This window comes from Alcaligenes ammonioxydans, from assembly GCF_019343455.1.
GTDB classification, from domain to species: domain Bacteria; phylum Pseudomonadota; class Gammaproteobacteria; order Burkholderiales; family Burkholderiaceae_B; genus Alcaligenes; species Alcaligenes ammonioxydans.
Genome location: NZ_CP049362.1, coordinates 416658 through 433059, shown reverse-complemented (window position 1 = coordinate 433059; position 16402 = coordinate 416658). Strand labels below are relative to the sequence as shown.

17 protein-coding genes and 1 riboswitch are annotated in these 16402 nt (G+C 58.8%); of the genes, 8 read left to right on the top strand and 9 right to left on the bottom strand.

Going from position 1 to position 16402, the window contains the following annotated elements; all coding sequences use genetic code 11:
• Positions 1-7: 7 nt before the first annotated feature.
• Entirely contained in the window at positions 8-2137 is a 2130-nt protein-coding gene (locus FE795_RS01965) for a lytic transglycosylase domain-containing protein (protein WP_003804237.1), read from the bottom strand.
• Here FE795_RS01965 and FE795_RS01960 point away from each other — a divergent pair.
• A complete protein-coding gene (locus FE795_RS01960) occupies positions 2136-2765 on the top strand; it encodes a 5-formyltetrahydrofolate cyclo-ligase (protein WP_003804239.1) in 630 nt (209 codons plus the stop codon). The genes FE795_RS01965 and FE795_RS01960 overlap by 2 nt on opposite strands.
• Before the next feature lie 139 nt (positions 2766-2904).
• Here the strand turns inward: FE795_RS01960 and metF are convergent, their stop codons facing one another.
• The 4 genes from metF to metK all read right to left on the bottom strand — a co-directional run bounded on the left by metF (position 2905) and on the right by metK (position 7049).
• Positions 2905-3744, bottom strand: a complete 840-nt coding sequence (metF, locus tag FE795_RS01955) for a methylenetetrahydrofolate reductase [NAD(P)H] (RefSeq protein ID WP_003804242.1) — start codon at positions 3742-3744, stop codon at positions 2905-2907.
• Positions 3741-4079 (bottom strand): phage holin family protein, encoded by a 339-nt coding sequence (locus FE795_RS01950; RefSeq protein WP_003804245.1) that lies wholly within the window; start codon positions 4077-4079, stop codon positions 3741-3743. The genes metF and FE795_RS01950 overlap by 4 nt, the downstream gene beginning before the upstream one ends.
• Positions 4080-4121: 42 nt before the next feature.
• Positions 4122-5519, bottom strand: coding sequence for an adenosylhomocysteinase (ahcY, locus tag FE795_RS01945; RefSeq protein WP_003804247.1), 1398 nt, complete (start codon positions 5517-5519; stop codon positions 4122-4124).
• A gap of 73 nt (positions 5520-5592) precedes the next feature.
• A riboswitch (S-adenosyl-L-homocysteine riboswitch) is annotated at positions 5593-5684 on the bottom strand.
• Between the two features lie 201 nt (positions 5685-5885).
• Complete coding sequence (gene metK, locus FE795_RS01940; RefSeq protein ID WP_003804249.1) at positions 5886-7049, bottom strand: methionine adenosyltransferase; 1164 nt, start codon at positions 7047-7049, stop codon at positions 5886-5888.
• Positions 7050-7286: 237 nt separating this feature from the next.
• Here metK and FE795_RS01935 point away from each other — a divergent pair, with 237 nt between their 5' ends.
• From FE795_RS01935 to FE795_RS01915, 5 genes are all read left to right on the top strand, one after another.
• Positions 7287-8141: a lysophospholipid acyltransferase family protein gene (locus tag FE795_RS01935; RefSeq protein ID WP_219235540.1), complete on the top strand. Its 855-nt coding sequence runs from the start codon at positions 7287-7289 to the stop codon at positions 8139-8141.
• Positions 8138-9028 (top strand): lysophospholipid acyltransferase family protein, encoded by an 891-nt coding sequence (locus FE795_RS01930; RefSeq protein ID WP_219235539.1) that lies wholly within the window; start codon positions 8138-8140, stop codon positions 9026-9028. Before FE795_RS01935 ends, FE795_RS01930 begins: the two co-directional genes overlap by 4 nt.
• Before the next feature lie 8 nt (positions 9029-9036).
• Positions 9037-9960 carry a diaminopimelate epimerase gene (dapF, locus tag FE795_RS01925; protein WP_059318509.1) on the top strand — a complete coding sequence of 308 codons (924 nt, stop codon included), beginning with the start codon at positions 9037-9039 and terminating at the stop codon, positions 9958-9960.
• Positions 9961-9962: 2 nt separating this feature from the next.
• Positions 9963-10640, top strand: a complete 678-nt coding sequence (locus FE795_RS01920) for a DUF484 family protein (protein ID WP_219235536.1) — start codon at positions 9963-9965, stop codon at positions 10638-10640.
• Positions 10641-10714: 74 nt separating this feature from the next.
• Positions 10715-11668 carry a tyrosine recombinase XerC gene (locus FE795_RS01915; RefSeq protein WP_219235535.1) on the top strand — a complete coding sequence of 318 codons (954 nt, stop codon included), beginning with the start codon at positions 10715-10717 and terminating at the stop codon, positions 11666-11668.
• 1 nt (position 11669) lies between these two features.
• Here the strand turns inward: FE795_RS01915 and FE795_RS01910 are convergent, their stop codons facing one another.
• From FE795_RS01910 to FE795_RS01895, 4 genes are read right to left on the bottom strand one after another with little or no spacing between them, the layout of a single operon-like run.
• Positions 11670-12716 carry a metal ABC transporter substrate-binding protein gene (locus tag FE795_RS01910; RefSeq protein ID WP_219235533.1) on the bottom strand — a complete coding sequence of 349 codons (1047 nt, stop codon included), beginning with the start codon at positions 12714-12716 and terminating at the stop codon, positions 11670-11672.
• A complete protein-coding gene (locus FE795_RS01905; protein ID WP_059318506.1) occupies positions 12713-13615 on the bottom strand; it encodes a metal ABC transporter permease in 903 nt (300 codons plus the stop codon). The genes FE795_RS01910 and FE795_RS01905 overlap by 4 nt, the downstream gene beginning before the upstream one ends.
• A complete protein-coding gene (locus FE795_RS01900; protein ID WP_219235532.1) occupies positions 13615-14337 on the bottom strand; it encodes a metal ABC transporter ATP-binding protein in 723 nt (240 codons plus the stop codon). Before FE795_RS01900 ends, FE795_RS01905 begins: the two co-directional genes overlap by 1 nt.
• 4 nt (positions 14338-14341) lie before the next feature.
• Positions 14342-14491 carry a hypothetical protein gene (locus FE795_RS01895; RefSeq protein WP_162829365.1) on the bottom strand — a complete coding sequence of 50 codons (150 nt, stop codon included), beginning with the start codon at positions 14489-14491 and terminating at the stop codon, positions 14342-14344.
• 81 nt (positions 14492-14572) lie between these two features.
• Here FE795_RS01895 and FE795_RS01890 point away from each other — a divergent pair, with 81 nt between their 5' ends.
• Both FE795_RS01890 and FE795_RS01885 read left to right on the top strand, forming a co-directional pair.
• Positions 14573-15064, top strand: a complete 492-nt coding sequence (locus tag FE795_RS01890) for a Fur family transcriptional regulator (RefSeq protein ID WP_003804266.1) — start codon at positions 14573-14575, stop codon at positions 15062-15064.
• A gap of 199 nt (positions 15065-15263) precedes the next feature.
• On the top strand, positions 15264-16364 hold the full coding sequence (locus tag FE795_RS01885) for a CobW family GTP-binding protein (RefSeq protein ID WP_003804269.1): 1101 nt from the start codon (positions 15264-15266) through the stop codon (positions 16362-16364).
• Positions 16365-16402: the final 38 nt, after the last annotated feature.

Here is a 16402-nt window from a genome sequence, read left to right as displayed (position 1 = left end):
GCCATCATCAAGGCAAGGACGCCGTCGTCGTTCCGCCAGGAGCAATAACACCCAGGCGATCCTTCAGCGAATGAGGCCGGCCACTGAACATCATGGCGTAGTAGTTCGCGTTGGACAGCACATTTTTCACGTACAGGCGTGTCTCGGTAAAGGGGATAGTTTCCGCAAAAATGGCCCCTTCAACCGACCCATTCAGACGCGAACGCCATTGAATGGGACGGCCAGGTCCCGCGTTATAACCTGCCGAGGCCAATACCTGTGACCCGCCCAGTTGACCCAGAACCATGTTCAGGTAGTTGGTACCCAATACCGTGTTTACCTCGAACTCATTCACCCGTGCCGGCGAGAAATCGTGCATATCAATCTTGTTGGCCACCCATTTGGCGGTGGCGGGCATCAATTGCATCAGGCCCGACGCCCCCACACCCGAGCGGGCATCGGTAATAAAGCGCGATTCCTGACGAATCAGACCATACACCCAGGCTGGGTCCAGATTGATGGATTTGGCCTGCTCGGTCACGCGCCCCTCGAAAGGAGCAATAAAACGCTGGCTGAAGTCGATCTCGTTCTTGGTCAACAAGGACGTGTTGACCACCCGATCGTAAATATGCTGCTCGCGAGCAAATTCGGCCGCCGCACGCAACTGCCTGTCGTTCATGCCGCGCAAAGCGAAATTCCACTCAGGAACCGCTTCAGGACGCCAGCCCAGCTTGAACAGCTCCACCGCGCGCAACAGACCCGCATTGGTACGAGCATCTTGCATATCCAGAGGCGTCAAAGGCTGCGGTTGCGCCGGCAAGGACGGGGTCAGCCCCAACTCCTCGGTTGCCAGTTGCCCATAAAAACCCAGGTCTCCCACAATGGACTGAAACAGGGCACGAGCCTTGTCTTTATGTCCCAAGGCCGCATGCGCACGTCCTGACCAGTACACCCAAACCGGCTCCGCCTTTTGCGCATCATTCATTTTATCGATGGCTGCAGCCACCTGCTTCCAGTCGATCGTGGCCTGACGCAACTCGGCGCGCACTTGCCAGGCGTTGTTGTAATCCGTCATGGGGGTACGACCGGAGCGGCGATACCATTTGGCCGCATCATCCTCCACCCGCAAGGCACTGACCAGACCAAACTGGCCCCAGACCCAATTCAGGTTTTCCTGGGGAATCTTGCCCGCCCAGGTGCGATCGATATAGGCTGCTGCCGAATCCCGCTGACCGCGGGCCAGGCGAGACAAGGCCAGCGACACCAGTTCGGGATTGACCGAACTATTGTTCACATTACGGTCGAGCCATTTTTGTGGCGAGGCCATCAAGGCGGTGTAATCCTTCATCTGCGGCGCGGTGAAAATAATTGCCGCTAGGCGTCGGGCCTGAGCAGTACGGTTGTTTTCAAGCGCGTCCCGCATCAGGTCACGGACCTGATTCTTGCTGATCACTTTGCGGGCGTACAGTTGATCCAGCGCGGACCAGCAAGCCTGGCTGGGCGCAAAAGAAGCCAGCAGATCGTCGACATCGACCGACTCTCCGGCCACGTTCCGGGCTGTCGCCACGGCGCACTTCACCGCCGAGCTGGGCGCATGCACGGGCGCCAGTTCACGCACCAGCGCATAGTTACCTGCCCGTGCTGCCGCCACGATCCAATCAGACTTCAGGCGATTTTCCAGGTATTCGTCTTGATTGCCGGCCAAAAACAAACGGACTTGCTCGTCTGGCACCGGCGTGGTCGAGTCCTGTAACAGGCGACGCAGCCGCCAGTATTGGGCATAGGAACCCAGGACGGGATCGTCTGCTGCCACGGGGGCCAGGGCGTCAAGCGCACTCCAGCGCTTGGCCTGCATGGCTTGCCGCGCGTCGATCAGCGCCTGGCGTGCCACCGGCGGAACAGGCGGGACGCGATCCCAGCGCCGTACCGCCTCTTTGGCAGGCTGCACAAGTACGGCTTGATTCGTGATTGTCGCTTCGGGGGAATGGGTCTGGGCCTGCGGCGAGGGCGAACCCGCACAGCCGACCAAACCCAGTGCGAACACCACCAGGGCGCTCAAGGACGGACGTGGAAGCGCGCCGGCCATGCCCCAAGCTGGTGTTTTCTGGTACTTTAGCTGGTTGATACCCATAGTGACGGCCTTTAGAAAATCACCCATGATTCAGAACGTAGAGCATAACGCAGCCGCGCTGCGCACGCGACTAAAAGACCTGCGAGCCGGGCAGCCCTCCATTGACACCAACCGGGGTGCCCTGCTGATCCGGGGCCGCCTGTTCACCTGGCTGGCCACCAACCGCACTCGCCTGCGTGAACAAGGCCGTGCCGAACCCACCACCATTGCAGCTTTCTGGCCAATGGCCGACGAACCGGACCTGCGCCCTTTGCTGGTTCAATGGGTGGAAGAAGAAGGCCTCAATGTCTGTCTTCCTGTCGTCAAAGAAGCGGACGCTCCCCTGAGCTTTGTTCAGTGGACACCCGAGACGAAAATGGAAAAAGGGCGCTACGGCATAGAAATCCCGAGCTCCTCCCAAACCCTGCAACCGGACATTGTCCTGGTCCCTACTTTGGGCTACACCCGCCAAGGCGACCGCCTAGGGTATGGAAAAGGGTACTACGACCGGACCCTGGCGGCGCTAAAAGCGCAAAACCATGCCTTTACCAGCATTGGTATTGCCTGGGCAGTGGGCGACCTGTCGGGCCTGCCTTATCAGCCCGCCCCCCACGACCAACGGCTGGACAGTGTGCTGACCGACAAAGGCTGGGCCGTACCTGCACCGCAGCTATAAGCACCTGGTTCGCCAACCCGGCTTTGCCGGCCCCCCCGCGCCGCGCATCGTATGACGCAACGCTCGGTGTGAGCCATTGAGCCGGGTCATGAAAAACCCGCCAAATCCATCTGGCGGGTTTTTTTTGATGCTGGAGAACTTAACGCCAAGTCAGATTCGGCAAGATAGCCATGCTGGCATCGGCCCCGTTCAGGGTGTACATGTGTATACCCGGCGCCCCGCCATCGAGCAGATCCTGACACAAGCGCGTCACCACATCGATCCCGAAAGCGCGAATCGATGCCCGATCATCACCAAAATCGGCCAGTCGCAAACGAATCCAGCGTGGCACTTCCGCACCGCACATGGTCGAAAAACGCAGCAACTGAGACGAGTTGGTAATGGGCATGATGCCCGGCGTGATCGGAATGGTGACACCTTGAGCCTGGGCCCGCTCCACAAAACTGAAGTAGGCATCCGGGTTGAAGAAGTACTGGGTGATCGCGCCATGCGCCCCGGCCTTGACCTTGTTCACAAAGTGACCCAGGTCTTCCTCAAGGCTGGTGGCCTGCGGATGCATTTCAGGGTAGGCAGCCACTTCGATGTGAAAGTGTTCGCCATAGTGCTCTCGAATGAAGGACACAAGATCACTGGCATAGCGCAGCTCACCCGTGTCACCGCCCATGCCCGAGGGCAAGTCGCCGCGCAAGGCAACAATACGGCGTATGCCCTGATCGCGGTAGGTATCGAGCATCTCGCCCAACTGGGCCGGAGCCGTACCGATGCACGACAGGTGCGGTGCCACATCCAAGCCCAGGTTTTGCAGCAATGCCACCGCATCGACCGTACCAGCACGTGTGGAGCCACCGGCTCCAAACGTCATGCTGACATAGGCCGGATTCAAGCCCATCAGGGTCTTGGCAGTGCGCACCAGTTTTTCCTGCGCCGCGCTATCGCGCGGCGGGAAAAACTCCAGGCTCAAGGTTTGCTTCTTGCTCATTTAATTAACAATCCCGACAGCAGCCCGGAAACCAGGCTGTAGACGATCGCCCCAATCACCGCCCACCAGAATCCTTCAACCTGAAACCCTTTGAGAATGGAACCGGCAAACCAGAACACCAAGGCATTCAGTACCAGAAGGAACAAACCCAAGGTCACAATGGTAATGGGTAAGGTCAGCACAATCAGCAAAGGTTTGACCAACGTATTGAGCAAGCCCAATACCAGCGCCGCAATCAGGGCTGAGCCAAACGAGGCCACGGTAATACCGGGCAGGATGTAGGCAACAACCAGCAAAGCAACAGCATTCAGGATCCAGACAAGTAGCAAAGTCATGATAGGGCTCCAAGAACAGGCGTCCGAAGACGCCGGTGTGTTTTAGTAGCGGTAGTGCTCAGCCTTAAAGGGCCCTTGCACAGGCACGTTGATGTAATCTGCCTGCGCCTGGGATAAGGTAGTCAGGTTCACACCCAGTTTCTTCAGGTGCAAGCGAGCTACTTTCTCGTCCAGGTGCTTGGGCAGTACATATACTTTACCTGCTTCGTAGTGCTCGCCACGGGTGAACAATTCAATTTGTGCAATGGTCTGGTTCGTGAACGACGCCGACATCACAAACGAGGGGTGCCCAGTTGCGCAGCCCAGGTTCACCAAACGACCTTTGGCCAACAGGATGATGCGCTTGCCGTCGGGGAAAATAATGTGATCGACTTGGGGCTTGATCTCTTCCCACTCCAGGTCTTCCACCGAGGCCACATCGATTTCATTGTCAAAGTGACCGATATTGCACACGATGGCCTGATCTTTCATGCGTTCCATGTGCGAGCGGTCGATGACATGGTAGTTGCCTGTCGCGGTCACGAAGATGTCTGCTTTGTCGGCAGCTTCTTCCATGGTTACCACGCGGTAGCCTTCCATCGAGGCCTGCAGGGCGCAGATGGGGTCCACTTCGGTGACCCAAACCTGGGCGCGCAAGGCAGCCAACGCTTGCGCACACCCTTTGCCCACGTCGCCAAAGCCACACACCACCGCGATCTTGCCGGCAACCATCACGTCCGTGGCACGCTTGATGCCGTCCACCAGGGACTCGCGGCAGCCATACAGGTTGTCGAACTTGGACTTGGTCACCGAGTCGTTCACGTTGATGGCAGGGAAAGCCAGCTCACCTTTCTTGGCCATCTGGTACAGACGGTGCACGCCTGTGGTGGTCTCTTCAGTCACACCCTTGATTTGGGCCAGGCGGGTGGAATACCAGGTTTTGTCGTTTTGCAGACGGGCGCGGATGGAGGCGAACATGACGCGCTCTTCTTCGCTGCCGGGATTGTCCAGAACGGACAGATCTTTTTCAGCACGGGCGCCCAGATGCAGCAACAGGGTGGCGTCGCCACCATCGTCCAGAATCATGTTGGCCTGTTCGCCGGGCCAGTCAAAAATGTCGTGGGCGTACTGCCAGTACTCTTCCAAGGTTTCACCCTTGACGGCGAACACGGGCACACCGGAGGCGGCAATGGCCGCAGCAGCGTGATCTTGCGTGGAAAAGATATTGCACGAGGCCCAGCGCACTTCAGCGCCCAGAGCCGTCAGGGTTTCAATCAGCACCCCGGTTTGAATGGTCATGTGCAAACTGCCGGCAATGCGTGCGCCCTTCAGGGGCTGCGAGGCGGCAAATTCCTCGCGGGTGGCCATCAGGCCAGGCATTTCGGTCTCGGCAATGGTCAGCTCGCGGCGGCCCCATTCAGCCAAGGAAATATCGGCAATTTTGTAATCGGTAAAAGTCACAGTCGGGCTCCGTTATACGGCACGCGGACTGCACGGAGAGCAAATGAATCTCACCAGCAGCCCGCCATGCGGGTCGTGGTGAGCGTCGTTCTCCAAGGTGGATACCACCTATCCATACCCCGAGCCTGGCAAGATCAGTGTCTTGTCGCAACGCCCCTCGAGGATGGCAATTTACTGTTGGTGATTGTACCTGTTTGGCTCCTCTTGGGAAGACAGCCTCACTGGTAAAAAACATCATTTCTTTGTCTGAGTCCGAGTCTGGCCCGCCTCAGCCCACGTTGCGGGCACCCGGATCGGGAACCCACAACGCGATACTACGTCTGCAAAGCGCCGCTCATGCGGCCTTTGCCTGTTCGCCCAAAAGGCTTAGATGGCCTGACGCAAAATCTGCGCCTTGTCCGTGGCCTCCCAGCTGAACTCAGGCTCGCTGCGGCCGAAGTGACCATAGGCGGCTGTCTTGGAGTAGATGGGACGCTGCAGATCCAGCATGTCAATAATGCCGCGTGGGCGCAGGTCAAAATGCTGGCGCACCAGCTTGGCGATTTCGGTATCCGGAATCACACCCGTGCCTTCGGTGTAAATGGTGATGTTGATTGGCTCGGCCACGCCAATGGCGTAGCTCAACTGCACCTGGCACTGACGCGCCAGACCGGCGGCCACAATATTCTTGGCCACGTAACGCGCCGCGTAGGCCGCGGAACGGTCCACCTTGGAGGGGTCCTTGCCGGAGAAGGCACCGCCACCGTGCGGGCAGGCACCGCCGTAGGTGTCCACAATGATCTTGCGGCCAGTCAGACCGCAATCGCCTTGAGGACCACCAATCACGAACTTGCCGGTGGGGTTCACCAGGAAGCGGGTTTTCTCGGTCAACAGATCCGATGGGAAGCATGGACGAATGATGTGCTCAATGACCGCTTCGTGAATGTCCTTCTGGGACATTTCAGGCGCGTGCTGGGTGGACAGCACCACGGTGTCCACTTCGGCAGGATGGCCATCCACATAGCGGAAGGTAACCTGGGACTTGGCATCCGGGCGCAACCAGGGCAGACGACCATCTTTGCGCAGCTCGCTTTGGCGTTGCACCAGACGGTGGGCATACCAGATCGGAGCAGGCATCAGATCAGGGGTTTCGTCGCAGGCATAGCCAAACATCAGGCCCTGGTCGCCGGCACCCTGGTTCAGCAGCTCTTCAGGGCTACGGTCCACGCCCTGGGCGATATCGGGCGATTGCTTGTCATAGGCCACCAGAACCGCGCAGGATTTGTAATCGATGCCGTAGTCGCCATTGTCATAGCCAATGCGCTTGATGGTGTCACGGGCTACCTGGATGTAGTCCACGTTGGCGTGGGTCGTGATCTCGCCGGCCAGCACCACCAGGCCGGTATTGCACAGGGTTTCAGCGGCAACACGCGCTTGCGGGTCCTGCTCGAAAATCGCGTCCAGGATGGCGTCGGAAATCTGGTCGGCAACCTTGTCGGGGTGCCCTTCAGAGACGGATTCGGACGTAAAGAGAAAGTCGTTGTGGTTCACAGCGTAGCTTCCTTGGATAAGGGCTGATAATCAGCACGAGGTTGAACAAACTGCGTTGCACCTCGAAGCCAGCGATGTGGATACGATAGACGGGGCGCGACGCTTTAGCGGTTTATAGTGGGCAGATTGCTGCCTGATCGCTCCGCAAGTTGTCGTTTAACTCAGCGATACATTCCATTTTAAGCGAAAATACGTATTTATTTCAGCAAAACTTCACTTTAAAGGATTGTCTGGCCCATGCTAGTGGCTCTTTTGCGCTTGTTGGCTCGTCTGCCTTTACCCGCCCTGCATTTTCTGGGCAACGGGGTTGGGCGCCTGATTTACGCCTTTCCGGGACGCTATCGCCGCCGTTTGCAAAGTCACTGTCGCCAAGCGGGCTACGACTCTCCCGCTTTTTTTCGACAAGCGGCCGGGCAGACAGGGGCCATGATTGTGGAAACCCCCCGCGTCTGGCTGCATCCACAAGCCTGTCTGGAGCGCTGCACAATCGACAATCTGCCCCTGGTCCAGGAAACGCTGGCCGAGGGTCGCGGCATACTGTATCTGACTCCGCACCTGGGCTGTTTTGAAATGATTGCACGCTATTTTTCCGGCGTGGACCCGATGACCGTGATGTTCCGCCCACCCCGTCAGGCGTTTCTGGAACCCTTGATGGTCGAGTCGCGCGAGCTACCCGGTTTGCATGCCGTTCCGGCCAATATCAAAGGCGTGCGCGAGCTGGTTCGTGCTTTTCGCCGGGGCGAGTCGGTCGGCATGTTGCCCGATCAGGTTCCCAGCGGCGGAGATGGTGTATGGGCGCCATTCTTTGGTCGCCCTGCCCTGACAATGACGCTGGCGGGCAAGCTGGCACGCCAATCCAACGTGCCTGTGATTGTGACTGCTGCCGAGCGCCTGCCCAAAGGTCGTGGATGGCATATCCATACCTTGCGTCTGCCCGAGCCCTTGCCCGAGGACCCGACAGAACTGGCTACCCTGATCAACCAGTCCATGGAAACCATGATCCGGCGCTTCCCCACCCAATACCTGTGGGGCTATAACCGCTACAAAATTCCTCACGATGCGCCCCCTTTGCCTGGCGATACCACCCCATGAGTTTTAATTCTTACCCGCTGCTCCAATCCGTTTTTTCCTATTTTGGCCGTGTCCCGGTACGCACGCGCCAGCGTTGGGGCACTGTGCTGGGCGGACTGGTACATCGCTTTGCCTCGCGCCGCCGGCATATTGTGCGTACCAATCTGGACCTGTGTTTTCCCGACACCCCCGAAAGCACCCGTCGTGAATGGGAAAAGCAGCACTTTCGCTTGCTGGCTCAATCCTATCTGGACCGGGGCCTGCTTTGGTTCGGCCTGCCCAGCACCATTTTGAACACCCTGCACCTGACGGGTGAAGAACACATTACCCAAGCCCTGGAACAAGGCCGCAAGGTCATGCTGCTGGTCCCGCATTTCCTGGGGATGGACGCAGCGGGCACACGACTGTCCATGTCCATTTCACCCTTGGTGGCGTTCTACACTCCGCAACGCGACCCCCATGTGGATCGCCTGATGTATGAAGGCCGCAGCCGCTTTTCCTCGGTGCCGCTGATCTCACGCAAGGACGGTATTCGCGGCCTGATGCGCGCGCTGCAAAAGGGTCAGCCAATTTATTACCTGCCCGATATGGATTTCGGCACCAAAGGCGCGGCGTTCGTGCCCTTTTTCAATGTTCCGGCGGCCACGCTGTTGTCCACCGCGCAGATCGCCCGAAACCAGGACGCGCTGGTCATTCCGGTGATTTCGCGACTGGACGCACAAACCGGCCACTACCATATTCAGGTGCTGGAACCCATGGCCGACTTTCCGGGTGAAGGCAGCCTGGAAGAGGCCACCGAACGCATGAATGCCCTGATCGAAAACTATGTGCGCGAGGACCCGCCGCAGTATTATTGGGTACATCGACGCTTCAAAACCCGCCCTGAAGGGCAACCCGGCATCTACTAGGCCCCATCATGCATCGCTCTCCTGCACCCCAACCCGCAGCCACAATCTGGCATTTCAGCAAAATGCACGGTGCGGGCAATGACTTTGTCATGCTGGATGGTGTGACGCAGGACATCGAACTGACACCGGAACGAGCCCGCGCTCTGGCAGATCGCCATTTCGGGATTGGTGCCGATCAGATTTTGCTGGTGGAGGCGGCAACCGAAGCCGGCGCCGACTTCCGATACCGGATCTTCAACGCCGACGGCGGCGAGGTCGAACATTGCGGCAATGGCGCGCGGTGCTTTGTCCGCTTCGTGCATGAGCAAGGCCTGTCGTCGGCCAACCCTTTGCGTGCGCAAATTCGCACCGGCATCATCAGCTTGAATGATGATCCGGAGCGCGGCGTGGAGGTCATGATGGGCACCACCCGATTTACGCCGGCCGATGTTGCTTTTGACCCAAGCGGGCTGGAACAGAAAGCTCAGGGCGAGGATACGCTGTGGCTGCTGCCCGTGCCCGATCAAGCCGAACCCGTCTCCCTGTCGCTGGTGTCCATCTCCAATCCCCATGCGGTGCAAGTAGTCGATGACCTCAAGCAGGCTCCCGTTGCCACGGTCGGCCCGTTTATCGAGTCCCACCCCCGTTTTGCCCACAAGGTCAACGCCGGGTTCATGCAAATTCTTGATCCCCACCATATCAAGCTGCGCGTCTACGAACGCGGTGCGGGTGAAACGCTGGCCTGCGGGACCGGCGCCTGTGCGGCTGTGGTGGCAGGCATACGCCGGGGATTGCTCCAAAGCCCGGTTGTCGTTGATACTCGTGGAGGCAGTCTACGCATTGAATGGGACGGACAGGCGCTACGCATGAGCGGCCCGGCCCAAACCGTCTTTACCGGACAAGTCGATATTGATGCACTGTGTGCATCCGTAGCCAGAAAGGAAACCTTCTAGACATGGATACCCCCAACAGCCTTAGCGCCGTGGACGTGGCCCAGTTTTTGAAAGCCAACCCTGATTTTTTCGACGCACACGCCGACGTTTTTGCCAAGCTGATGGTGCCCCACCCGCATCAAAGCCGCGCCATTTCCCTGGGCGAGCGCCAGATCATGCTACTGCGCGAACGCGGCAAGAAAACCGAACGCCAACTGGCCATGCTGGTGGCCAATGCCCGGGGCAATGAAAAAATCTCGCGCCAATTGCATCAATGGAACTGCCAGATGCTGGCCGAGTCTGATCCCGCGGCCTTGCCCGCTCTGATTTGCAGCAGCTTGGAACGCATCTTCGAGATGCCAGTCGTGCGCCTGCATTGCTGGAATCCGGACGAGGTACTGGCCGATGACCCCTTGGTCAGTTGGGCCTATACCTTGCTCAAACCCTATTGCGGTCCCCGGCGTGAACAAGACTTTCTGGCTGACCTGCAGCAGGATGCCCAGTCAGTAGCGATCGTGCCCTTGAGATTCCCCGAATCCGATGCCTTGTTTGGCCTGCTGGTGCTGGGTTCCCCCGAGGACTCTCGCTTTACCGTCGATATGGGCACCGACTTTCTGGAAGGCATCGGCGAACTGTGCAGCGCGGCCTTGCAGCGTTTACACAAACCCAGCCGTATTAATCAAAACGAATGTCCGGCCTGAAAAAACCAGACTGCACCGCTAGCAAGGACCACTCGCCCGGGCAATCTGTCGCCCACCCGGTGCTCAGTCCGGCCATGCAAAACTGGCTAAATCAACTCAGGCAGGAAAAACGCTATTCGGAACACACACTCAGTGCGTACCGGAACGACTTACGTCATTTGCTGGCGCAGCATCCCGGCACCGACCCCGACACGCTGAATCAAAGCCAGTTACGGCAGGCCGCGGCCCGCTTGCATGCCCAAGGCATGGCACCACGCAGTCTGGCCCGCATTCTGGCTGCCTGGCGCGGCTATTATCAGTCGCGTACCCAAGCGCTGGGCTGGCCCTTGAATCCTGCCGCCAGCCTGAAGGCTCCCCGGATAGGCCGACCTCTGCCCAAAGCACTGTCCGTAGACCAGACCCAGCAACTGCTGGACCACGCCAGCGCACCTATTCAGGACGATCCGGTCAGTTTGCGCAATCAGGCCATGTTCGAGCTGTTTTATTCCAGCGGACTGCGCCTGGCCGAACTGGTCAGCCTGGACACCCATTATCACCAAAGCCCCCAGCATCAATCCAAAAGCTGGTTATTGCTGCAAGAGCGCGAACTGCTTGTGAGTGGTAAAGGTGGCAAGACGCGGCGCCTGCCGGTTGGCGAGAAGGCCGCCCAGGCCTTGCAGGCGTGGCTGAAAAAACGTCCGATTCTGGCCTCGCTGGCCCCTAACGCAGATGCCGATGCCGCGCTGTTTCTGGGGGCACGAGGAGCGCGGATCCACCCGCGTGTCGTGCAGCAGGAACTGGAAAACTACGCCCGCGCCAGCGGCCTGCCCGTTCATGTGCATCCCCATAGCCTGCGTCACAGCTTTGCCAGCCATTTGCTGCAATCGGCCCAGGACTTGCGGGCGGTACAGGAGCTCTTGGGTCATACCAATATCTCTACCACCCAGATCTATACACGGCTGGACTTTCAGCACCTGGCCCAAGCTTACGATCAGGCCCACCCTCGGGCACAACGCAAGAACCGGGCCAGTGACAAGCCGGAGGAGTGAATCAGGGCTGCAAGGCCTTGACCAGTTGATCCGTGTTTGAGCGCATCATGCCCAAGTAGGTGTCCACGCCGGAGCCGGGCTCCCCCAAGGCGTCGGAATACAAAGTCCCGCCCACTTTCGCCCCAGTTTCACGCGCAACTTGCTCTACCAGCTTCGCGCTGACCGTGTTTTCCACGAAAATGGCCTGAATCTGTTCACGACGAGCCTGCTGAACAATTTGCGCAATGTCTCGCGCCGAGGGCTCCGCCTGGCTGGAGACGCCCACCAGAGGAATAAAGCGAATATCGTAGGCCTTGCCCATGTAGGAGAAGGCATCGTGGGACGTAATGACCTTGCGCTTGTCGACCGGCACTGCCTCTAGGCGAGCCTTGATGGAATCATCCAGTTCCTGAATGCGTTGCGCATAATCCTTGGCACGGCGCTGATAGTAGTCCGCATTGGCTGGGTCCGCTTGCTCCAGCCCCTGGCTGATATTGCGCACATATATTTGCGCCAAGGCCAGGCTTTGCCAGGCATGTGGGTCCTGACTGCCATGCTGATGGCTGTCATCATGGGTGCCGGGCTCTTTCTCGCCCTGTGGAGCATGTCCGGCCTCATGGGCGTGGGCGGGTTCCTTGGCACGATCATGATCGTGGTCGTGGTCGTGGTCGTGGTCGTGGTCGTGGTCGTGGTCGGCATGGTCATCGTGACCGCCCTCAAACGCCAAGGGCGTAATGCCCGCCGTAGCCACGACCTGCGGGCCCTGATAACCCGCGGCCTGCTGCAAACGCGGCAGCCAGGTCTCGAACTCCAGACCGTTAATTACCAGCAATTGCGCATTGGCCAGAGACTTGGCGTCACTGGGGCGTGGCTCAAAGGCATGGGCGTCACCATTGGCGGGCACAATCGTGCTGGCTATCACCTTGTCGCCACCAATCTCCTTGACCATGTCGTTCAGGATCGAAAAGCTGCTGACCACGCGCAAGGGTTCCGCCTGTACGGACAGGCTCAGTGCCAGCAAGCCCAGCGCCAGTACGGCGCGGCCTGAATGAATGTCTCGCATTTTCATCGATCATGCTCCAAGAGAGAGGCCATGCGCCGACGCCGCGCGCGCCATTGGGAATACGCACGCAGCAAACCGCCTTGAGGGCCAAAGGTGATGGAAAGAAAGTAAAACGCACCAGCCGCCAGAATGATCGCGGGAGAGGCCGGCACGTTGTAGTAGTAGGAAAACAGCAAGCCCAGATACGCGCTGATCATGCCGAGCAAGGCCGCCACCAGCATTTGCCGGCCCACGGAATACACCCAGAACCGGGCCGAGGCAGCGGGCAGCATCATGATCCCCACCACCATCAAGGTCCCCAGAACCTGAAAGCCGGCCACCAGGGTAATGACCAGCATGAACAAAAACAGCATATGAACCAGCGAGCCGCGGCCCCCTTGGGTGCGTAAAAAAATCGGGTCCATACACTCCAGCACCAGGGGCCGAAAGACCAGCGCGAGGATCACCAAGGTGACCGTCGTGCTGCTGGTGACCAGCAGCAAGGACGCATCATCCAGGCCCAGTACCGTCCCAAACAGCACATGAATCAAATCCATATTGGAGCCGCGCAGCGACACCAGCAGCACCCCCAACCCCAGAGACACCAGATAAAAGGCGGCGAAACTGGCGTCCTCACGCTGTGGAGTCAGGCGCGCGACCAATCCGGCCAGCAAGGCCACCACCAGGCCCGTAATCATGCCCCCTATGGCCATCGCACTTAAAGACAGGCCGGCCGTCAGAAACCCCACCGCCACCCCAGGCAAAATGGCATGCGCCATGGCATCGCCCATCAGACTCATGCGACGCAGCACCAGAAACACGCCCAACGGCCCGGCCGCTGCGGCCAGGGCGAAGGAGCCGGCCAGAGCGCGCTTCATGAAGCCAAAGTCCATGAAAGGGCCGAACAGAACATCAATGAGTGCCATCACAGATAGTCCCCCGCGCACAAATGCCGGGCCAGATGCAGATTCTCCGGCGTCAGCACGGCTTCGGTTTCCCCCCAGGCAACAACTTGTCCGGCAAGCAGCACCGTTTGCGGAAAGCAGCTACGCACCATATCCAGGTCGTGCAGCACGGCCATGACCGTACGGCCCTGTTGATGCCAATCCAGAATCAAGCTCATCAATTCATCCGATGTCGCGCGATCCACCGCGGCAAAGGGTTCGTCCAGCAACAGAATCTGGGCGTCCTGCATGATCATGCGCGCAAACAAGGCACGCTGTAGCTGCCCGCCCGACAAGGTGCCAATGGAACGCCGGGCGAAGTCCGCCAGACCGACCTGTTCGAGCGCATGGGCAATCCGCTCATGCTCCGCCCTGGGGAAACCGCCCCAGGCTCCGACCCGCTTCCAGGCCCCCATGGCAACCAGGTCATGCACCGTCACGGGAAAGCTCTTGTCCAGATCCCCCATCTGCGGCAACAGGGCCAATTCATTCAAAAAGCCACTATCGACAACAATCCGCCCCTTGAGCGGATTGATCTGCCCGGTCAAGCCCCTGAGTAAGGTGGACTTGCCCGCCCCGTTTGGCCCCACAATGGCTGTCAAGGAGCCTCGGGTAAAGCAACCGCTGATATCACGCAGAGCAATTTTGTCTTTCCAGCCCAGCGCCACATGATCCAGCTCGATCAAGGTCTGATGTGAACTCATGCCCTTACCACGCGCCCATGGCCCAGGCCGTCAGCAGCCACAGCGCAGCAGCCACGCACAAAGCGCCCAGTACGCGCTGCCCGGCCGAGGCCAGCAAGAGCGAACGGCGCGGCGCCGGACTGCGGAAAGTCGAGGGAAATTGAGGACAGGACATGAAACAGGGATAATGCGGCTGGATGAGGATATTTAATTTCTCTAAAGATGTTATAACATAACAAACAACCCATCAAGCGCCATGCCTGTACATATTCTTACGCCCGCCGCCATTGAAGACCAGCTTGCTACCGCGGACCAGCTTTGCCTGGAGCGCGGCAAACGGCTGACTTCAATTCGCCGTCAGGTACTGGAAATCCTGATTCAGGCCCAGCGCAGTTTGCGCGCCTACGAACTGCTGGATCTGGTTCGCGAGTTCCAGCCTGGGGCCAAGCCCCCTACCGTGTACCGCGCCCTGGACTTTCTGACAGAGGAAGGCCTGATCCACCGTCTGGATGCCGTCAATGCCTGGACTGCCTGTGTGGATGCCGGCGGCCACCCCCACGACTTGCTGATTGTCTGCACCCAGTGTGGCACCGTGGTGGAACTGTGCGCACCGGACCTGAGCCAAAGGCTGGCTGACTGCGTACGCGGTGCCGGCTTTGCCCTGTCGGGCCACGAAACCGAGCTGCGCGGCCTGTGCCAGCGTTGCGTCGCGGCTAAAAACGAGCGAAAACCCTTATCTGCCCGCTAAAACATGGTATTTTGCCGCCAATCAGTATATATTCCTCGATCGATTGGCAAACCTCTGTGAATTTTTACAGATCACCGTTTGCCCAACAGGCAAGGCTGTGATGTAATCGCACGTTGTTTTCGTGCGGAGCAGGGGGGTACAGGAAGCCGCGGCAAGGGCCGTGCCTTGTACCTTTCGCCCGCCACTGCGAGGCATGTTTATGAACGCGGCATCAGATCTGAAAAACATGGTTCCAGTCACGGTGCTGACTGGTTTTTTGGGCGCTGGCAAGACCACGCTGCTCAAGCGCATCCTGAGCGAATATCACGGTCGACGCATTGCCGTCATCGAGAACGAATTCGGACCGGAAGGCATCGACAATGAGTTGTTGGTACAGGACTCCGAAGAAGAAATCGTTGAGCTGAGCAACGGTTGCGTCTGCTGCACGGTACGTGGCGACCTGATGCGCACCCTGAACGATTTGCGTGTGCGTCGCGAGGCGGGCGAGCTGAAGTTTGAACGCGTCATCATCGAGACCACCGGCATGGCCAACCCCGGCCCGGTCTGTCAGACCTTCTTCATGGACGATGATATTGCCGACTACTATCGGCTGGACGCGGTCATCACCGTGGTGGACGCCAAACATGGCATGGCCACGCTGGACCAGCAGGAAGAAGCCCAGAAACAGGTTGGCTTTGCGGACCGCCTGCTGATCTCCAAAAAAGATCTGGTCAACGATGCCGAGTACGAGGCCCTGCGCGCCCGTCTGATCCGTATCAATCCGCGGGCCACCATTACGCCGGTTCACTTTGGTGAAACCGATATCAAGGATTTGCTGGAAGTCAGCGGTTTCAACCTGAACTCCATTTTGGACATTGATCCGCAATTCCTGGCAGAGCAGCATCCCGATGCGGCTGACGACCATGATCATCACCACGATCATGCCCACGGCGATGAAGGCGAGTGCGGTCCGGGCTGCGGCCACGATCACCACCATCATCACCACGGACACGCCGCTCACAATGACGAAATCGGAGCCTTCGTGTTCCGTTCGGATCGTCCTTTTGACCCCGAACGCCTCGAAGATTTCCTGTCGGGCATTGTTCAGGTATTTGGACCAGATCTGATGCGCTATAAAGGCATTCTGTATCTGAAGGGCATCAATCGTCGTATGCTCTTTCAAGGCGTACACATGATGATGAGCGCCGAGCCCGGCAATGCCTGGCTGGCCAAAGATAAGAAAGGCACCAAGCTGGTCTTTATTGGCCGCAAGCTGCCCCAAGATATATTCACCCAGGGCCTGGAGAATTGCCTGGTCTGAATTAATAATTATTCAGTAAATGCGGAGCGATTGCGCGT